General features: G+C 70.8%; 13 protein-coding genes. 6 read left to right on the top strand and 7 right to left on the bottom strand.

Going from position 1 to position 13,765, the window contains the following annotated elements; all coding sequences use genetic code 11:
* Positions 1-3: 3 nt before the first annotated feature.
* A complete protein-coding gene (locus ACZ7M2_RS37785) occupies positions 4-2,796 on the bottom strand; it encodes a penicillin acylase family protein (RefSeq protein WP_471599114.1) in 2,793 nt (930 codons plus the stop codon).
* Positions 2,797-3,154: 358 nt separating this feature from the next.
* Between ACZ7M2_RS37785 and ACZ7M2_RS37790 the strand changes: the two genes are divergently transcribed.
* On the top strand, positions 3,155-3,757 hold the full coding sequence (locus tag ACZ7M2_RS37790) for a hypothetical protein (RefSeq protein ID WP_471599115.1): 603 nt from the start codon (positions 3,155-3,157) through the stop codon (positions 3,755-3,757).
* 299 nt (positions 3,758-4,056) lie between these two features.
* The gene (locus ACZ7M2_RS37795; protein WP_352050927.1) at positions 4,057-5,124 is read left to right on the top strand and encodes an RNA ligase (ATP); all 1,068 of its coding nucleotides are present in this window, start codon (positions 4,057-4,059) and stop codon (positions 5,122-5,124) included.
* A 37-nt stretch (positions 5,125-5,161) separates the two neighbouring features.
* Here the strand turns inward: ACZ7M2_RS37795 and soxR are convergent, their stop codons facing one another.
* On the bottom strand, positions 5,162-5,689 hold the full coding sequence (soxR, locus tag ACZ7M2_RS37800) for a redox-sensitive transcriptional activator SoxR (RefSeq protein ID WP_471599116.1): 528 nt from the start codon (positions 5,687-5,689) through the stop codon (positions 5,162-5,164).
* Between the two features lie 128 nt (positions 5,690-5,817).
* Between soxR and ACZ7M2_RS37805 the strand changes: the two genes are divergently transcribed.
* Positions 5,818-6,279, top strand: coding sequence for a MaoC family dehydratase (locus ACZ7M2_RS37805; protein ID WP_352050929.1), 462 nt, complete (start codon positions 5,818-5,820; stop codon positions 6,277-6,279).
* Positions 6,280-6,304: 25 nt separating this feature from the next.
* Here ACZ7M2_RS37805 and ACZ7M2_RS37810 read toward each other — a convergent pair whose 3' ends face one another.
* The 3 genes from ACZ7M2_RS37810 to ACZ7M2_RS37820 all read right to left on the bottom strand — a co-directional run bounded on the left by ACZ7M2_RS37810 (position 6,305) and on the right by ACZ7M2_RS37820 (position 8,444).
* The gene (locus ACZ7M2_RS37810; RefSeq protein ID WP_067365121.1) at positions 6,305-6,931 is read right to left on the bottom strand and encodes a TetR/AcrR family transcriptional regulator; all 627 of its coding nucleotides are present in this window, start codon (positions 6,929-6,931) and stop codon (positions 6,305-6,307) included.
* A 60-nt stretch (positions 6,932-6,991) separates the two neighbouring features.
* The gene (locus ACZ7M2_RS37815) at positions 6,992-7,222 is read right to left on the bottom strand and encodes a YiaA/YiaB family inner membrane protein (protein WP_471599117.1); all 231 of its coding nucleotides are present in this window, start codon (positions 7,220-7,222) and stop codon (positions 6,992-6,994) included.
* Positions 7,223-7,292: 70 nt separating this feature from the next.
* Positions 7,293-8,444, bottom strand: a complete 1,152-nt coding sequence (locus tag ACZ7M2_RS37820; protein ID WP_471599118.1) for an acyl-CoA dehydrogenase family protein — start codon at positions 8,442-8,444, stop codon at positions 7,293-7,295.
* An 84-nt stretch (positions 8,445-8,528) separates the two neighbouring features.
* Here ACZ7M2_RS37820 and ACZ7M2_RS37825 point away from each other — a divergent pair, with 84 nt between their 5' ends.
* From ACZ7M2_RS37825 to ACZ7M2_RS37835, 3 genes are all read left to right on the top strand, one after another.
* A complete protein-coding gene (locus ACZ7M2_RS37825; RefSeq protein ID WP_471599119.1) occupies positions 8,529-9,170 on the top strand; it encodes a TetR/AcrR family transcriptional regulator in 642 nt (213 codons plus the stop codon).
* 275 nt (positions 9,171-9,445) lie between these two features.
* Positions 9,446-10,159: a metalloregulator ArsR/SmtB family transcription factor gene (locus ACZ7M2_RS37830; protein ID WP_471599120.1), complete on the top strand. Its 714-nt coding sequence runs from the start codon at positions 9,446-9,448 to the stop codon at positions 10,157-10,159.
* Between the two features lie 74 nt (positions 10,160-10,233).
* A complete protein-coding gene (locus ACZ7M2_RS37835) occupies positions 10,234-11,202 on the top strand; it encodes a DMT family transporter (RefSeq protein WP_471599203.1) in 969 nt (322 codons plus the stop codon).
* Here ACZ7M2_RS37835 and ACZ7M2_RS37840 read toward each other — a convergent pair.
* Positions 11,199-12,281 (bottom strand): Zn-dependent alcohol dehydrogenase, encoded by a 1,083-nt coding sequence (locus ACZ7M2_RS37840; RefSeq protein ID WP_471599121.1) that lies wholly within the window; start codon positions 12,279-12,281, stop codon positions 11,199-11,201. The two genes, ACZ7M2_RS37835 and ACZ7M2_RS37840, sit on opposite strands and share 4 nt — an antisense overlap.
* Before the next feature lie 79 nt (positions 12,282-12,360).
* Positions 12,361-13,749, bottom strand: a complete 1,389-nt coding sequence (locus tag ACZ7M2_RS37845; RefSeq protein WP_471599122.1) for an aldehyde dehydrogenase family protein — start codon at positions 13,747-13,749, stop codon at positions 12,361-12,363.
* Positions 13,750-13,765: the final 16 nt, after the last annotated feature.

Genomic DNA, 13,765 nt, shown 5'->3' on the forward strand with positions numbered 1-13,765 from the left:
GGGTCACCGGTGCGACGTGTACTCCACCACCTGCTGGTAGGTCGGCCGGTTCTGCCAGGTGATCTTGCCGTGCTTGATACCGCCGAGCGTCCGCTGGACGATCGAGTCGGCACACCACTGGTCGCCCGCCGAGCACTGGTCGTCGCCCGGGTAGACCTGGGCGGCGGTCAGGGCGGCCGCCGTCTTGAGTGTGCTGATCAGGGCGTCCCGGCAGGCGCTGAGGGTGCCGCCGCCGCAGTACTTCTGCGACAGTCCGCCCTGCACCGACTCACCGAGGACCGCCCGGATGTCCTTGTCGACATAGCTCCACCAGCCGTACTGGAAGGAGCTTCCGGCGTGCGCGCCGGTCGGGCCGTGCGCGGCCGACGGGGACTCGTCGATGGGCAGGTTGTTGGAGAAGGCCGTGTACAGGTCGGTGCCGAGGCCGGGTTCGAACTCGGCCTTCACCAGCAGCGGCCACCAGGCGTCCAGGATGCGGATCGCGTCGGCGTTGGCGTAGGCCTTCGAACCGGCCGAGGTCTCCTTGCGCTTGGCGCCGGCCGTCACCCAGTCGGACAGTTTGGTCACCGCCGCCGCGGCCGTGGTGTCCGTGACCGTCGAACTGTTGATGACCTTCAGCAGCTTCGGCAGCACGTCCTCGGCCCGCAGATCGGCCAGCGCGGCGTCGGCCATCGCCTTGGTGAGCGAGGACCTGGTCACCCCGCCCGCGGCGACCAGCTTCTTCACCCGGTCCTCCAGGAGGTTCCCGCGGTGCACGGAACCGTCTCCCCAGGGGGCCGTGGTGTAGTCCTTGGCCTGCTTGTTGTTCCAGGAGATGTAGTAGTCCTGGTCGATGGAGTTGGGGTGCGCGGACGGCGGGGTGTACGAGGCGGTGTTCGTCGTCGGGTCCCAGTTCCGCCACTCGTACGCGGCCTGCGCCCAGACAGGGAACTCGGCGTCGACGCCGGCCGCCCGCACCGGGTTGTCACCGCTGTTGTAGTACGCGGTGTGCGAGGAGTCGGCGTAGAACCAGTTGAAGGTGTAGTTGATGTGCTGCACCGCGCCCTGGAACGTCTGCGGGCTCTTCACGTAGTCCGGATCGTTGAGCATCTGGAAGCCGATGATCGAGTCGGCCTCGTGCATGTAGGAGGAGCGCAGGGTCGTGTACGCGACCTTCTTGCCGCCGACCGTCGCGCGGTACTCCACGGGACCGTACTTGGTCCGGTAGACCTGCATGCGGTACGAGCCCGCCGCGGTGCCGTCGGCCGTGGTGGGCTTCCAGGAGTTGGTCCGCTCGACCTTGTCCATGGCGGTGCAGGTGCCGTGGTACAGGTAGTGGTAGTCGTCCTGGCACAGCTCGACGGCGTACGTGTCGATGATGTCCTGGCCGGAGGTCGTCGCGCTCCAGGAGTAGTCCTGGCCGCGCCCGAGTTCGACGTACATGCTCAGGCCCGCGAAGGAGGCGCCGCGCGCGCTGAGGCCCGGCCCCTGGATCTCCTGGAGCATGAGGAGCTGTGGCGCGAAGTAGCCGGTCTGCGGCCCGAAGACGGCGATGGGGTGGCCGCTGGCGGTGTACTTGCCGCTCACCACGAGGGCGTTGGACATCCCGCGCTTCGCGGAGGTGAGGGTGGTGGCGGCCGCCGTCGCCGAGGCACCGGTGGCGGTGGCGGTGGCCGCGCTGCCGGTGCGGTCGTAGACCAGGGGCTCCTGGGTCACCGAGCCGGCGTCGGGCAGGGCCTCGCCCTGCGCGGTGTCGGGCTTCGAGGCGTACGGGAAGCTCTCGCCGTTGTGGACGGTGAGCACCGCCTCGGGGTCGTTGCGCTCGCGGAAGGACTCCCAGACCTTGGTGCCCTCGGTCACGCCGTACTTGGACTGGGCGGCCAGCAGCGAGAGGGCGTTGTTGACCTCGCCGCCGCCTCCGGAGCCGAAGAGCGAGCCGATGACGGAGGCCAGCGCGACCAGGTCGGTGATCTTGAAGTGGTCGATGGTGCCGGCGTTGGTGATGGAGTCCTTGTGGCCGGTCAGGACGTACTCACCGGGGAAGTAGCGGCCGCTGTCGGAGGCGTCGATGTAGGCGTTGATGCCGTCGATGTAGGCGTTGGCGTCGGCGAGGGCCTGCTGGCCGCGGGCACCGTTGTTCGCGATGGCGTTGTCGATCTGGGCCTGCAGATCGGCCTCGGTGTAGGGCGCGTTGCGCCAGAACTCCTGCTCCAGACCCTGGTTGGAGGAGGCCCCGCCGGCGAAGGAGGTCAGCTGGCCGCGGCCGACGTGCCGGAAGACGTCCATCAGCCACAGCCGGTCCTGGGCGGCGGCGTACCCGGCGCCGTACTCGGTGCCGTAGCGGGTGGTGCCGGTGATGTGCGGCACACCGGTCTTCTTGTCGCGGACGATCGTCACGTCGGTGCGTCCGCCGGGCGCGGTGGCGGAGGCGACCTGATCGGAGGCGACCCCGAAGGACGCGTCGTTGAAGAAGTCGTTGATCTTGGCGTCGGTGAGCGTGGCGGCACCCGAGGCCAGGTTGCTGTACGAGCCGAGCTGGTCCTCGGCATGGTCGGGCTGGACGCCGAAGGCCTGGTTGAGCAGGATCTGGGCGAGGGTGGCGTTGCCGTTCTGACCGGGCGGAAGGATGTCGGAACACTGGCCGCCGCAGTAGTCGTTGGCGGCGAGCGCGGTCGTGGTGTCGGCGGCCGCCGCCTGGGTCAGCGGGGACAGCAGGGCGGCTATGAGAGCACAGATGGATGCCGCCCCCAGGAACTTGGGGAATCTGCGGGGAGTTCTCTGTCTGTCGAGTGCGGTGCGTGGGGTGCGCCGTGGCATGGCTGCTCCTACCGACGGGGGTGGGCCGGACGTTACCGCCGGTATCCCCGAGTTGGAAGATGAACATGCGTCAACTTTTCAACGATCACTGAGCAGTTCGGACGTCACGAGCCGTTTAGAGATCGACGGGCCATGCGGATCCGGCGACACCCCACTCATCCCGGCCCACAGGCTTTTCAACAGGTCGCTGACAGCGAGGGGAGGTAGGCCGGAGGTAGTTCGGCCGGTGACTTATGGCGCTCATCGGAAATTGGATGGAGCCGAATCGCGTGTCGATACGTCTACTCGGCGACGTCCCTGGGACGGCAACGCCGAAGTGACCGAAGTACAGGTGCAGGTGTGACGGAGGTGCAGGGCGATGGCGGGTTTTCGGAGTCTGGCGAGACAGGTGCGAGATCCGAGGAATGATCTGGCACTGCGACGCTATTCACTGCGCAAGTGCCTGGAGAGGTTCGCCCCTTACGGGCATCGGGCTACCTGGGACCATCTCTGCTCCCGGGCCGGGTTCGGCCCCGAGGACCGGTCCCCCGATCCAGCGCGGCTCGTGGCCGCACTGGACGAGTTGGAAGAGGCCCGCTCCGTCTGGCTCGCCTACGAGGTCGAGTTCGCCGAGCGCCGCAAGAAGGAGAAGCACGACGGGCTGCGCCGGCCGGGCAGCGTGGACGACTGGCATCGGCTGACCTGGGGCGGATTCGGCGTCGCGTGGTGCGACGATCCGCGGATCCACCCCCGTGAACCACTGGCCGAGGTGCTGCGCCGGCTGATCGCCGCGCTGGAGCGCGAGCCGGGCACGGTCTGCCCGGTCTGCACCGGTGAGCGCCTCACCTGGAAGTACGACCTGGCCCACGAACCGTCGTCGGGTCCCGTCTGCACGGATTGCGGAATCGTCGTACCGCGGCCCGTCCTCACGCCCGAGGCACTGGTGGAGGCCAGGCGCGGGCGGTTGCTCGTCTCCGCGTGAGCGCTCCGCCGGGTTGAACGGGGGGCAGGGGGTCGGCGGTCGGCGGTCGGCGGTCGGGGTCGGCCGGGTTACGGGGACTGCGGGTGAGTCGTCGGCTGCGGGATCGTCCGTGGCTGGGCGCGCAGTTCCCCGCGCCCCTTGGGGGCGCCGACCTCGGCGGGGGCGCAACCGAAGACACCCGGTGGGCCGACGCTAGCAGGCGCAAATCCGCTCGCTCCACCGCTTTCTCCTCGGGACAGTTGGGCTCGATGAATCCCCGATGAGGTACCCGCGCTCCCCGCGGAACCCGAGGAGTCCCGATGTCGACGCTGCGCGTCACCGCCGAAGTGCTGACCGTCCACGAGCATCCGAACGCCGACGCGCTCGAACTGGCCCAGGTGGGCCTGTACCGAGCCGTCGTCGCCAAGGGTGCCTACCGCACCGGCGAGAGTGCCGTCTACATCCCCGAGCAGTCCGTGCTCCCCACCACGCTCATCGAGGAGCTGGGCCTGACCGGACGCCTCGCGGGCCCCGGCTCGGACCGCGTCAGGGCCGTACGCCTGCGCGGTGAGCTGTCGCAGGGCATCGTCTGCCGCCCGAAGGCGCTGGCCGACGTCGACCTGGCGCGGGCCGCCGCGGACGGCACCGACTTCGCCGAGGCGCTCGGCATCGTCAAGTGGGTGCCGCCGATCCCGCCCACCATGAACGGCGACGTCGAGTCCGCGCCCGATCTGCTGCCCTGGGTCGACATCGAGAACATCCAGCGGTACCCGGACATCTTCGCGCCGGGCGAGAACGTCGTCCTGACGGAGAAGCTGCACGGCTCGGCCTGCCTGCTGACCCACCTCGCCGACCAGGACCGCGTGTACGTCTCCTCCAAGGGCTTCGGCGCCAAGTCCCTCGCCCTCAAGGAGGATTCCCGCAATCTGTACTGGCGTGCCGTCCACGCCCACGGCGTCGCGGCGGCCGCGGCCCGGCTCGCCGAACGGCTCGGCGCCCGCCGGGTCGGCATCTTCGGCGAGGTGTACGGGGCGGGCGTGCAGGACCTGTCGTACGGCGCCGACGGCCGCCGCGCGTCCCTCGGCTACGCCGTGTTCGACGTGTCCGCGGAGATCGCCGGCGAGGTCCGCTGGCTGGACGCTGCCGTGCTCCTCGACGGCGAACTGCCGCTGGTGCCACGGCTGTACGAGGGCCCGTACGACATCGACCGCGTCCTGGAGGTCGCCTCGGGCCGGGAGACCGTGTCCGGGCGCGCACTGCATCTGCGGGAGGGCGTCGTGATACGCCCTGCCGTCGAGCGCTACAGCCCCGTGACCGGCGGCCGGGCCATCGCGAAGGCGGTCAGCCCGGCGTATCTGACGCGCAAGGGCGGCACGGAGTACGAGTGACGGTGCGTGCGGTCGCGGAGCGGGCCGGGCAGTGCCCTCAGCAGCACTCTTCGGCCGCGCGCGGCGACTCCTGCGCCCCCTGTGACCGCTGCGGCTCCGGCCGCGCGGTGACGCGCTCCACCATGAGCCGGGAGCCCGTCTGACGCTCACCGAAGACGTCGTCCGGGTTGGACAGCACACAGTTCTCCAGGGACAGACAACCGCACCCGATGCAGTCGGTCAGGTGATCCCGGAGTCGGCTCAACTGTTTGATCCGCTCGTCGAGTTCAGAACGCCAGGCCTCCGACAACCGGGCCCAGTCCTCGCGCGTCGGGGTGCGCTCCTCGGGGAGTTCGGCGAGCGCCTCGCGGATGGTGGCGAGGGGGATGCCGACGCGCTGGGCGGCCCGGACGAAGGCGACACGACGCAGGGCGTCACGGTGGTAGCGGCGCTGGTTGCCGGTGGTGCGACGGCTGCTGATCAGGCCCTTGGACTCGTAGAAGTGCAGGGCGGAGACGGCGGCGCCACTGCGGGCCGACAGCTGGCCGACGGTCAGCTCGTGGATCTTCTCAGGGATCTGGGGCACCCCTCCAACCCTACCTACTTCGTCATCCGCCCTACCGCCTTCGTCACACGCCCGGTCCGTTGACATGCGCCCCGTACCCGACCATGCTAAGCAGTTGCTTAGACATGGAGACGTGGGAGGTCGGGAAGATGGCAGAGCCGAGGACGTTCGCGACGGTCGACGAACTGCGGGCCGCGGTGGGCGAACAGCTGGGGTACAGCGACTGGGTCGAGATCGAGCAGAAGCGGATCGATCTCTTCGCGGAGGCGACCGGCGACCACCAGTGGATCCACGTCGACCCCGAGAAGGCCGCGAGCGGCCCCTTCGGCACGACGATCGCGCACGGCTACCTCACCCTGTCGCTGCTCCCGCTCTTCGGCCCGCAGCTGATCAAGGTCGAAGGCGTGAAGATGGGCGTCAACTACGGGACGAACAAGGTCCGTTTCCCCGCCCCCGTACCGGTCGGCTCACGACTGCGCGCCACCGCGAAGATCACCGGCGTCGAGGACGTACCCGGCGGTGTCCAGGTGTCCGTGGCCTTCACCGTGGAGCGCGAGGGCGGCGACAAGCCGGTGTGCGTCGCCGAGTCGGTGTCGCGCTACTACGTCTGAGCACCCCGCACACACCCCGGGGCCGCTACTCCTTGGCCCCGACCATGCGCAGCACGAGGTCGGCGTAGAGCGCGCCGACCTCGTCGGGCGTACGGGGTCCGTCGACGTTGAACCAGCGGGCCACGTCGATGCAGAGGGAGAGCACGGCGAGCGTGGTGCCCGGCACGTCCGGCACGTCGAAGTCGCCCGCCGCCACGCCGTCCGCGATGATGCCGCGCACGGCCGCGTCGGTCTGCCGTCGCAACGCGACGATCTCCGCCCGCGCCTCGGGCCCGAGAGCTTCCAGTTCGTACTGCACGACCCGCGCGGTGGTGTGCTGCCCGGCGTGCCACCGTACGAAGGACCGCACGGCGTCGGTGAGCCGCTCGGCGGCGCTGCCGCCACCCTGCGCCGCGCTGCGCACGATGTCGAGCGCCTTGTCGTGCCCGATCCGGCTGATGCGGTGAAGCAGCTCTTCCTTGGTCTTGTAGTGGATGTAGAGCGCTGCGGGGCTCATGCCCGCGCGGCCCGCGATGTCCCGGGTCGTCGTCGCGTGGTATCCGCGCTCGGCGAAGGCCTCCACGGCGGCGACGAGCAGCCGCCGGGCCGCGTCCGGGGTGACCTCGGCCCACGGCTGCATCTCGCCGCCGGCCGTCTCCTCCGCCGTACTCATCGCTGGTTCGCCCCTCTCGCTGACAGGAGGTACACCATACCGCCGAAGCTGAGCGGGCGCTTAGCGTGCCCGCTCAGCGCCCGCGTCCTGACGGTCCCGGATCACCTTGGCCAGCGTGAAGGACGACGTCACCAGGTAGAGGACGGCGATGGCGAGAAAGGCTCGCACCCAGGCGTCGGCGTGCAGCCTGTAGATACCGACGGCGGTCGCCACCATGGCGACGGAGAAGGAGGCCACGGCCTGCCCGTAGAAGGCCGCCGTGTTCTGATGCTTGACGGGTGTCTCACTCATGGGAACAAGGGTCGGCGGACGCGACCGACGCCGCATCCGCCCCCGTACTCAAGTCCGCGTGCCGGCGTACTCAGAAGGCGGAGACCCCCGTCAGCGCCCGCCCGATGACCAGCTTCTGTATCTGGCTGGTGCCTTCGTAGAGGGTCATCACGCGGGCGTCGCGCAGCAGCTTGCCCGCCGGGTACTCGTCGATGTAGCCGTAGCCGCCGAAGACCTGGAGCGCGTTGTTCGCGGCGCGCACGGCCGCCTCGGAGGCGAAGAGCTTGGCCTTCGACGACTCCGTGGCGAAGGGCAGTCCGCGGTCGACGAGATCGGCGACCCGCCAGGTCAGCAGCCGTGCCGCGTCCACGTCGACGGCGATGTCGCTGATCAGTTCCTGGACGAGCTGGTGGTGCGCGATGGTCTTCCCGAACTGCTCCCGCTCGGTCGCGTACCGCACGGCGACGTCCAGGGCCGCCTGGGCGATGCCGACACACCCGGCGGCGACCGACATCCGCCCCTTGGCCAGGGCGGACATGGCCACGGAGAACCCCTTGCCCTCGGGCGCCAGCATGGCGCTCGCGGGTACGCGCACGTCTTCCAGAACGAGTTCGGCGGTGGCCTGGCCGCGCAGGCCGAGCTTGCCGTGGATGGTGCGGCGGGTCAGGCCGGGGGTGTCGGTCGGCACGAGGAAGGCGGAGACGCCCTTGTGGCCGGGCGCGTCGGTGGAGCGGGCGAAGAGCAGGACGACGTCGGCCCAGGTCCCGTTGGTGATGAACATCTTGGTGCCGTTGATGACGTAGTCGTCGCCGTCGCGTACGGCCTTCGTCGTCAGGTTGCCCGCGTCCGAGCCGGTGCCGGGCTCGGTGAGGCCGAAGCACCCCACGTAGGCGCCGGAGGTCAGTCCCGGCAGCCACTGCCGCTTCTGCTCCTCGCTCCCCCATGACGCGATCGTCTTGGCCACGAGACCGAGCGAGACGGAGACGATGCCGCGTACGGAGGAGTCACCGCGGCCCAGTTCCTCCGTCACGAGGCAGTACGCGAGGTGGTCGCCGCCGCTGCCGCCGTACTCCTCGTCGACGGTGAGCCCGAGGAAGCCGACCTCGCCGAGCTTCTTCACGAGCGAGCGGTCGACCTCCTCCGCCCGGTCCCACTCGACGACGTGTGGGGCGATCTCGCGGTCCACGAAGTCCTTGGCGAGTTGCCGGACGGCGGTCTGCTCCTCGCTGAGCTCCAGGTTCATGACGGTCACCCCATGTGAAAGCTGTACATTCGAAAAGCTAAATTAGCACTGCTAGTTTAAGTCCGCAGCCCTACTATGTGCGCCATGGCCCGACCGCGCAAGCCCCTCCTGAGCACCGACCGGATCGTCGACACGGCACGGGCCCTGGTGGACGCGGAGGGTCTGGCCGCCGTCTCCACACGGCGGCTGGCCGCCGAACTGGGTGTGAGCGGGCCCTCCCTCTACAACCACTTCCGCACCAAGGACCAGATCCTGGAAGCGGTCGCGGACTCCGTGAGCGCGCAGGTCGACCTGTCGATGTTCGAGGACGGGCGGGACTGGCGTACCGCCCTGCACGACTGGGCCGTGTCCTACCGGGCGGCGCTGCGCGACCACCCGAACATCGTCCCGGTCCTCGCCCGCGGTCCCGGGCGCCGACCCGCCGGGCTGCGCCTCGCGGACGCCGTCTTCGGCGCGATGGTCGACGCCGGCTGGCCACCGGCCCAGGCCACGTCGATCGGCGCTCTGATGCGCTACTTCATCATGGGCTCCGCCCTCGGGTCCTTCGCCGGGGGCTTCGTCGACGACGAGAGCGCGTACGATCCCGCCGACTATCCCCACCTCGGCCAGGCCCACCTGCTCGCCGAGCAGCAGGAGAAGGTGGACGAGCGGGCCTTCGAGGTGGGACTCGGAGCGTTGCTGGACGGGCTGACGGAGCAGTTCGGGAGGGCGACGGGCGAGGACTGACGGCGCCGAGGCGATGAGCCCCCGGGCGGGTTCGTTGACTGCGGGTGGGTGGGGGCTTGGCGCGCAGTTCCCCGCGCCCCTGGGGCACGGGGCTGCGCCCCGGCGCCCCATCGCTTCGGCCCCATGGGGTTCGTCCTCGCACGCCGGACGCACTGGAGGACTTGAGGGGCGCGGGGAACTGCGCGACCAGCCCCCACCCACCCGCAGCCCAAGATCCCCCCTCGGCCCGGACCGTTCGGCTGGGGCCGAAATGTCGAGGGCGGATGATGAAAGGCATGACGAGGTCGACGAATCCGGTCGCACCGGGACTCGCCACGCTGGCGGCGATGTTCGCGGACGAGACCCGCGCCACCTTCCTGCTCACCCTGCTCGACGGCCGCGCCTGGACCGCGGGAGAACTGGCCAGGCACGCCCACGTCGCCCCCTCGACGGCCAGCGAACACCTGGGCAAGCTCGTCGCCGGCGGCCTGCTCACCGAGGAACGACAGGGCCGACACCGCTACGTACGGCTCGCGGACCCCCACGTCGCCCAACTCGTCGAGGACCTCGCCTCCCAGGTCGCACCCGACACCACCCGACGCCCCCGCACCCTGCGGGAAGCCGACACGGGCTGCGCGATGGCCCGCGCCCGCACGTGCTACGACCACCTCGCGGGCCGCCTCGGCATCACCCTCACCGACGCCCTCACCCACCGCGGCCTGCTCCGCCAGGACACCGGGTTCGCACTCACGGACGCGGGCCTGCGATGGTTCGACGAGGCAGGCATCGACCTGAACCGCACCGGCCGCCGCCCCCTCACCCGCGGCTGCCTCGACTGGACCGAACGCCGCCCCCACCTCGCGGGGATCGCCGGCGCGGCCCTGTGCCGCCACGCCCTGGACGCCCGCTGGTGCGTACGCATCGGCTCGGAGCGCGCGGTCAGGGTCACGCCCGACGGCGAGCGGGCCTTCGCGCAACTCCTGGGCATCGAGGCGACGGCACTCCTCTGACCGGCCATGTCCCACCGCGGTGTCCGAAAGCCGCGAGCACCCTGCCCCGTACCCCACCTAGCCTCGGGACCATGATGAACGCCACCTCCCCCGCTTCCGCCCGCCGCGCGGACCTGCTCGCCGCGGGCGCCGCGACCGTCACCATCGTGCTGTGGGCCTCCGCCTTCGTGTCGATCCGCAGCGCCGGCGCGGCGTACTCGCCGGGCGCGCTGGCACTGGGGCGGCTGCTGGCGGGATCCGTCGCGCTGGGCGCCCTCTGTCTCGTACGCCGCGAGGGGTGGCCGCCGCGCGCCGCCTGGCGCGGGATCGCGATATCCGGCCTGCTCTGGTTCGGCTTCTACATGGTGGTGCTCAACTGGGGTGAGCAGCAGGTGGACGCCGGCACGGCGGCGCTGGTCGTGAACATCGGCCCGATCCTCATCGCACTCCTCGGCTCCCGGCTCCTCGGCGACGCGATGCCGCCGCGGCTGCTCGCGGGCATGGCGGTGTCGTTCGCGGGGGCGGTCGCGGTGGGGCTGTCGATGTCCGGCGGGGGCGGGTCCTCGGTGCTGGGAGTGGTCCTGTGTCTGCTCGCCGCCGTCGGCTACGCGGCGGGGGTCGTCGCGCAGAAGCCGGCGCTCGGGCGGGCGAGCGCTCTCCAGGTGACCACGTTCGGATGTCTGGTCGGGACGGTGGCGTGCCTGCCGTTCGCGGGGCAACTCGTCCACGACGTGGCGAACGCGCCCGCCACCGCCACCCTCAACGTGCTCTACCTGGGCGTCTTCCCGACCGCGCTGGCGTTCACGACCTGGGCGTACGCGCTGGCCCGGACCACCGCGAGCCGGATGGGCGCGACGACCTACGCGGTGCCCGCGCTCGTCGTCGCGATGTCCTGGCTGTTCCTCGACGAAGTACCGGCGCTGCTCACGCTCGCGGGCGGCGCACTGTGCCTGGCAGGCGTCGCGGTGTCCCGCTCCCGCCCCCGGTCCACAGCTTTCCGGGACACGGAGAACCCCGCGACCAACCCCCACACACCCGCCGACAGCCAAGCCACCCGGGGCTAGAACACCACCAGCGCTCGTCCGCCCTTCCCCGCCACCATGTTCTCGAACGCCCCCGCGATCCCGTCCAGCCCGATCCGCTCGGTCACCAGCATCCCCAGATCCAGACGCCCCGCGCGCACATGCTCCGCCAGCACCGGCAGGTCCCGCGCAGGGTCGGAGTTGCCGTACACGCAGCCGGAGAGCGTACGTCCCCAGTGGAAGATCTCCAACGCGTTGAAGGTGACCTGCTGGTCCTTGCCACCGATGCCGACGACCGTCGTACGCCCGCCGCGGCGGGTGGAGTCCCAGGCCGCGCGAATGGTCACGGCACGGCCCACACACTCGACGGCGACGTCGACACCCTGCTTGCCGGTGAGGGAGCGGATCTCGCGGGCGGTGGTGTCGGAGGCGACGACGTAGTGCGTGGCACCGGCCTCGCGTGCCAGTTTCTCCTTCTCGGGAGAGATGTCCACCGCGATGACCTGCGACGCGCCCGCGATCCGCGCCGCCTGGAGCGCCGCGAGCCCGACCCCGCCCACCCCGAACACGGCGACGGTCTCACCGGCACGCACCCGCGCCGAGTGGTGGACGGCGCCGTACCCGGTGAGGACGGCGCAGCCGAGGAGGGCGGCGTCGGTGAGGGGGACGCCGTCCGGGACGGGCAGGACGCAGCCGGCGGCCACGACGGTCTCCTCGGCGAACGCGGCGACGTTCAGGCCGGGATGGAGGTCGCTCCCGTCGGAGGCGCGCCGCGCGTACACGTCGCCCGCGCCGGTCAGCGCGTTGGCGCACAGCCACACCTCCCCCAGCGAGCAGGCATGGCAACTTCCGCAGGAGGGCGCCCAGTTGAGGACGACTCCGTCGCCGGGCGCAACACCTGTGACGCCCTCCCCGACGGAGACGACGGTTCCGGCACCCTCGTGCCCGAGGACGGCGGGGACGGGCACCCGCATGGTGCCGTCGGACAGCGAGAGGTCGGAGTGACAGACCCCGGCGGCGGCCAGCCGGACACGGACCTGACCGGGACCGGGCGCCGGGAGGTCGATCTCAACGATCTCCAGGGGGGCGCCCACGGCGGGAAGTACGGCAGCGCGAACCACGTAAAAGCTCCTCGGCCCAGAACTCTGGAACTGACTGGAATGGAGTGGAACGGAGTGGAGTGGAGTGGAGTGGAGCGGGCTAGAACTGGAGGGACTTCGTCTGGAGGTACTCGGACAGGCCGTGCGCGCCCAGTTCCCGTCCGACCCCGGACTGCTTGTAACCGCCGAACGGGGCACTGGGGTTGAACCGGCCGCCGTTGATGTCGACCTGCCCGGTGTCGAGCCGTCGCGCGAAGGCGACCGCCTCGGCCTCGTCACCCGCCCACACCGCGCCCGCGAGCCCGTACACCGTCCCGTTGGCGATCCGGACGGCGTCCTCCTCGTCCTCGTACGGGATCACCGCAAGCACCGGGCCGAAGATCTCCTCCTGCGCGATCGTCATCTCCGGGGTGACGTCCGCGAAGACGGTCGGCTGGACGAAATACCCCTGCTCGCGCGGGGATTCGGGGCCGCCCGCGACGAGCCGGGCGCCCTCGGCGACGCCCTTGCCGATGTAACCGCGAACCCGTGCCTGCTGCTTGGCGTTGACGACCGGGCCGATGCGGTCTGCGTACTTCGCCGCGGCGGTCGCGGCGAGTGCGACCGCCTGCTCGTACTGGGCGGCGTGCACGAGCATGCGGGTCCAGGCGCTGCACGTCTGGCCGGAGTTGGACATCACGTTGGCGACGCCGACGTTGACGGCCTTGGCGAGGTCGGCGCTCGGCAGGATGACGTTGGCGGACTTGCCGCCGAGTTCGAGGGCGACCCGCTTGATGGCGGCACCGGCCGTCGCTCCGATCCGCCGCCCCACCGCCGTGGAGCCCGTGAAGGAGACCAGGTCCACGTCCGGGTGTTCGGCGAGGGCCTGGCCCGCGACCGGGCCGAGGCCGGTGACGAGGTTGAAGACGCCGGCCGGCACGCCCGCCTCCTCGACCGCCTCGGCGAACAGCTGGGCGGTGAGCGGGGTGTCCTCGGCGGGCTTCAGGACGACCGTGCAGCCCGCCGCGAGCGCGGGGGCGACCTTGGCGACGATCTGGTGCAGCGGGTAGTTCCAGGGCGTGATCGCGCCGACCACACCGATCGGTTCCTGGTAGACGGTCGAGTTGCCGACCTTCTCCTCGAAGGCAAAGGTGGCCGCCAGTTCGGCGTACGAGCCCGCGACCATGATCGGTACGGCCGCGTGGACCGCCTGCGAGAAGGACAGCGGGGAGCCGAGCTCCGCCGTGACCGTCTCGGCGATCTCGTCCTTGCGTGCGGTGAGGACGTCGCGCAGGGCAGCGAGCCGCGCGGCCCGCTCGGCGGGCGGGGTCGCGGCCCAGGCGGGGAAGGCGGCGCGGGCGGCCCGTACCGCGGTGTCGACGTCCTCGGCCGTGCCCGCCGGAACCCGGCCGAGAACCTGTTCGTCCACCGGGTTCACGACCTCGATCGTCTCCGTCCCGGCGGCGGGGCGCCAGGCACCGTCGATGTACATGCCGTCATGTGCCTTCATCGTGTTCCTCCCGGGC

Source organism: Streptomyces sp. NPDC111507, from assembly GCF_055638955.1.

Coding starts and splice junctions, on each gene's coding strand:
- ACZ7M2_RS37810 (WP_067365121.1), bottom strand. CDS start 6,931: ATGAGTACGGCGGAGGAGACGGCCGGCGGCGAGATGCAGCCGTGGGCC.
- ACZ7M2_RS37835 (WP_471599203.1), top strand. CDS start 10,234: ATGAACGCCACCTCCCCCGCTTCCGCCCGCCGCGCGGACCTGCTCGCC.
- ACZ7M2_RS37825 (WP_471599119.1), top strand. CDS start 8,529: ATGGCCCGACCGCGCAAGCCCCTCCTGAGCACCGACCGGATCGTCGAC.
- ACZ7M2_RS37805 (WP_352050929.1), top strand. CDS start 5,818: ATGGCAGAGCCGAGGACGTTCGCGACGGTCGACGAACTGCGGGCCGCG.
- ACZ7M2_RS37830 (WP_471599120.1), top strand. CDS start 9,446: ATGACGAGGTCGACGAATCCGGTCGCACCGGGACTCGCCACGCTGGCG.
- ACZ7M2_RS37790 (WP_471599115.1), top strand. CDS start 3,155: ATGGCGGGTTTTCGGAGTCTGGCGAGACAGGTGCGAGATCCGAGGAAT.
- ACZ7M2_RS37815 (WP_471599117.1), bottom strand. CDS start 7,222: ATGAGTGAGACACCCGTCAAGCATCAGAACACGGCGGCCTTCTACGGG.
- ACZ7M2_RS37845 (WP_471599122.1), bottom strand. CDS start 13,749: ATGAAGGCACATGACGGCATGTACATCGACGGTGCCTGGCGCCCCGCC.
- ACZ7M2_RS37795 (WP_352050927.1), top strand. CDS start 4,057: ATGTCGACGCTGCGCGTCACCGCCGAAGTGCTGACCGTCCACGAGCAT.
- ACZ7M2_RS37820 (WP_471599118.1), bottom strand. CDS start 8,444: ATGAACCTGGAGCTCAGCGAGGAGCAGACCGCCGTCCGGCAACTCGCC.
- ACZ7M2_RS37785 (WP_471599114.1), bottom strand. CDS start 2,796: ATGCCACGGCGCACCCCACGCACCGCACTCGACAGACAGAGAACTCCC.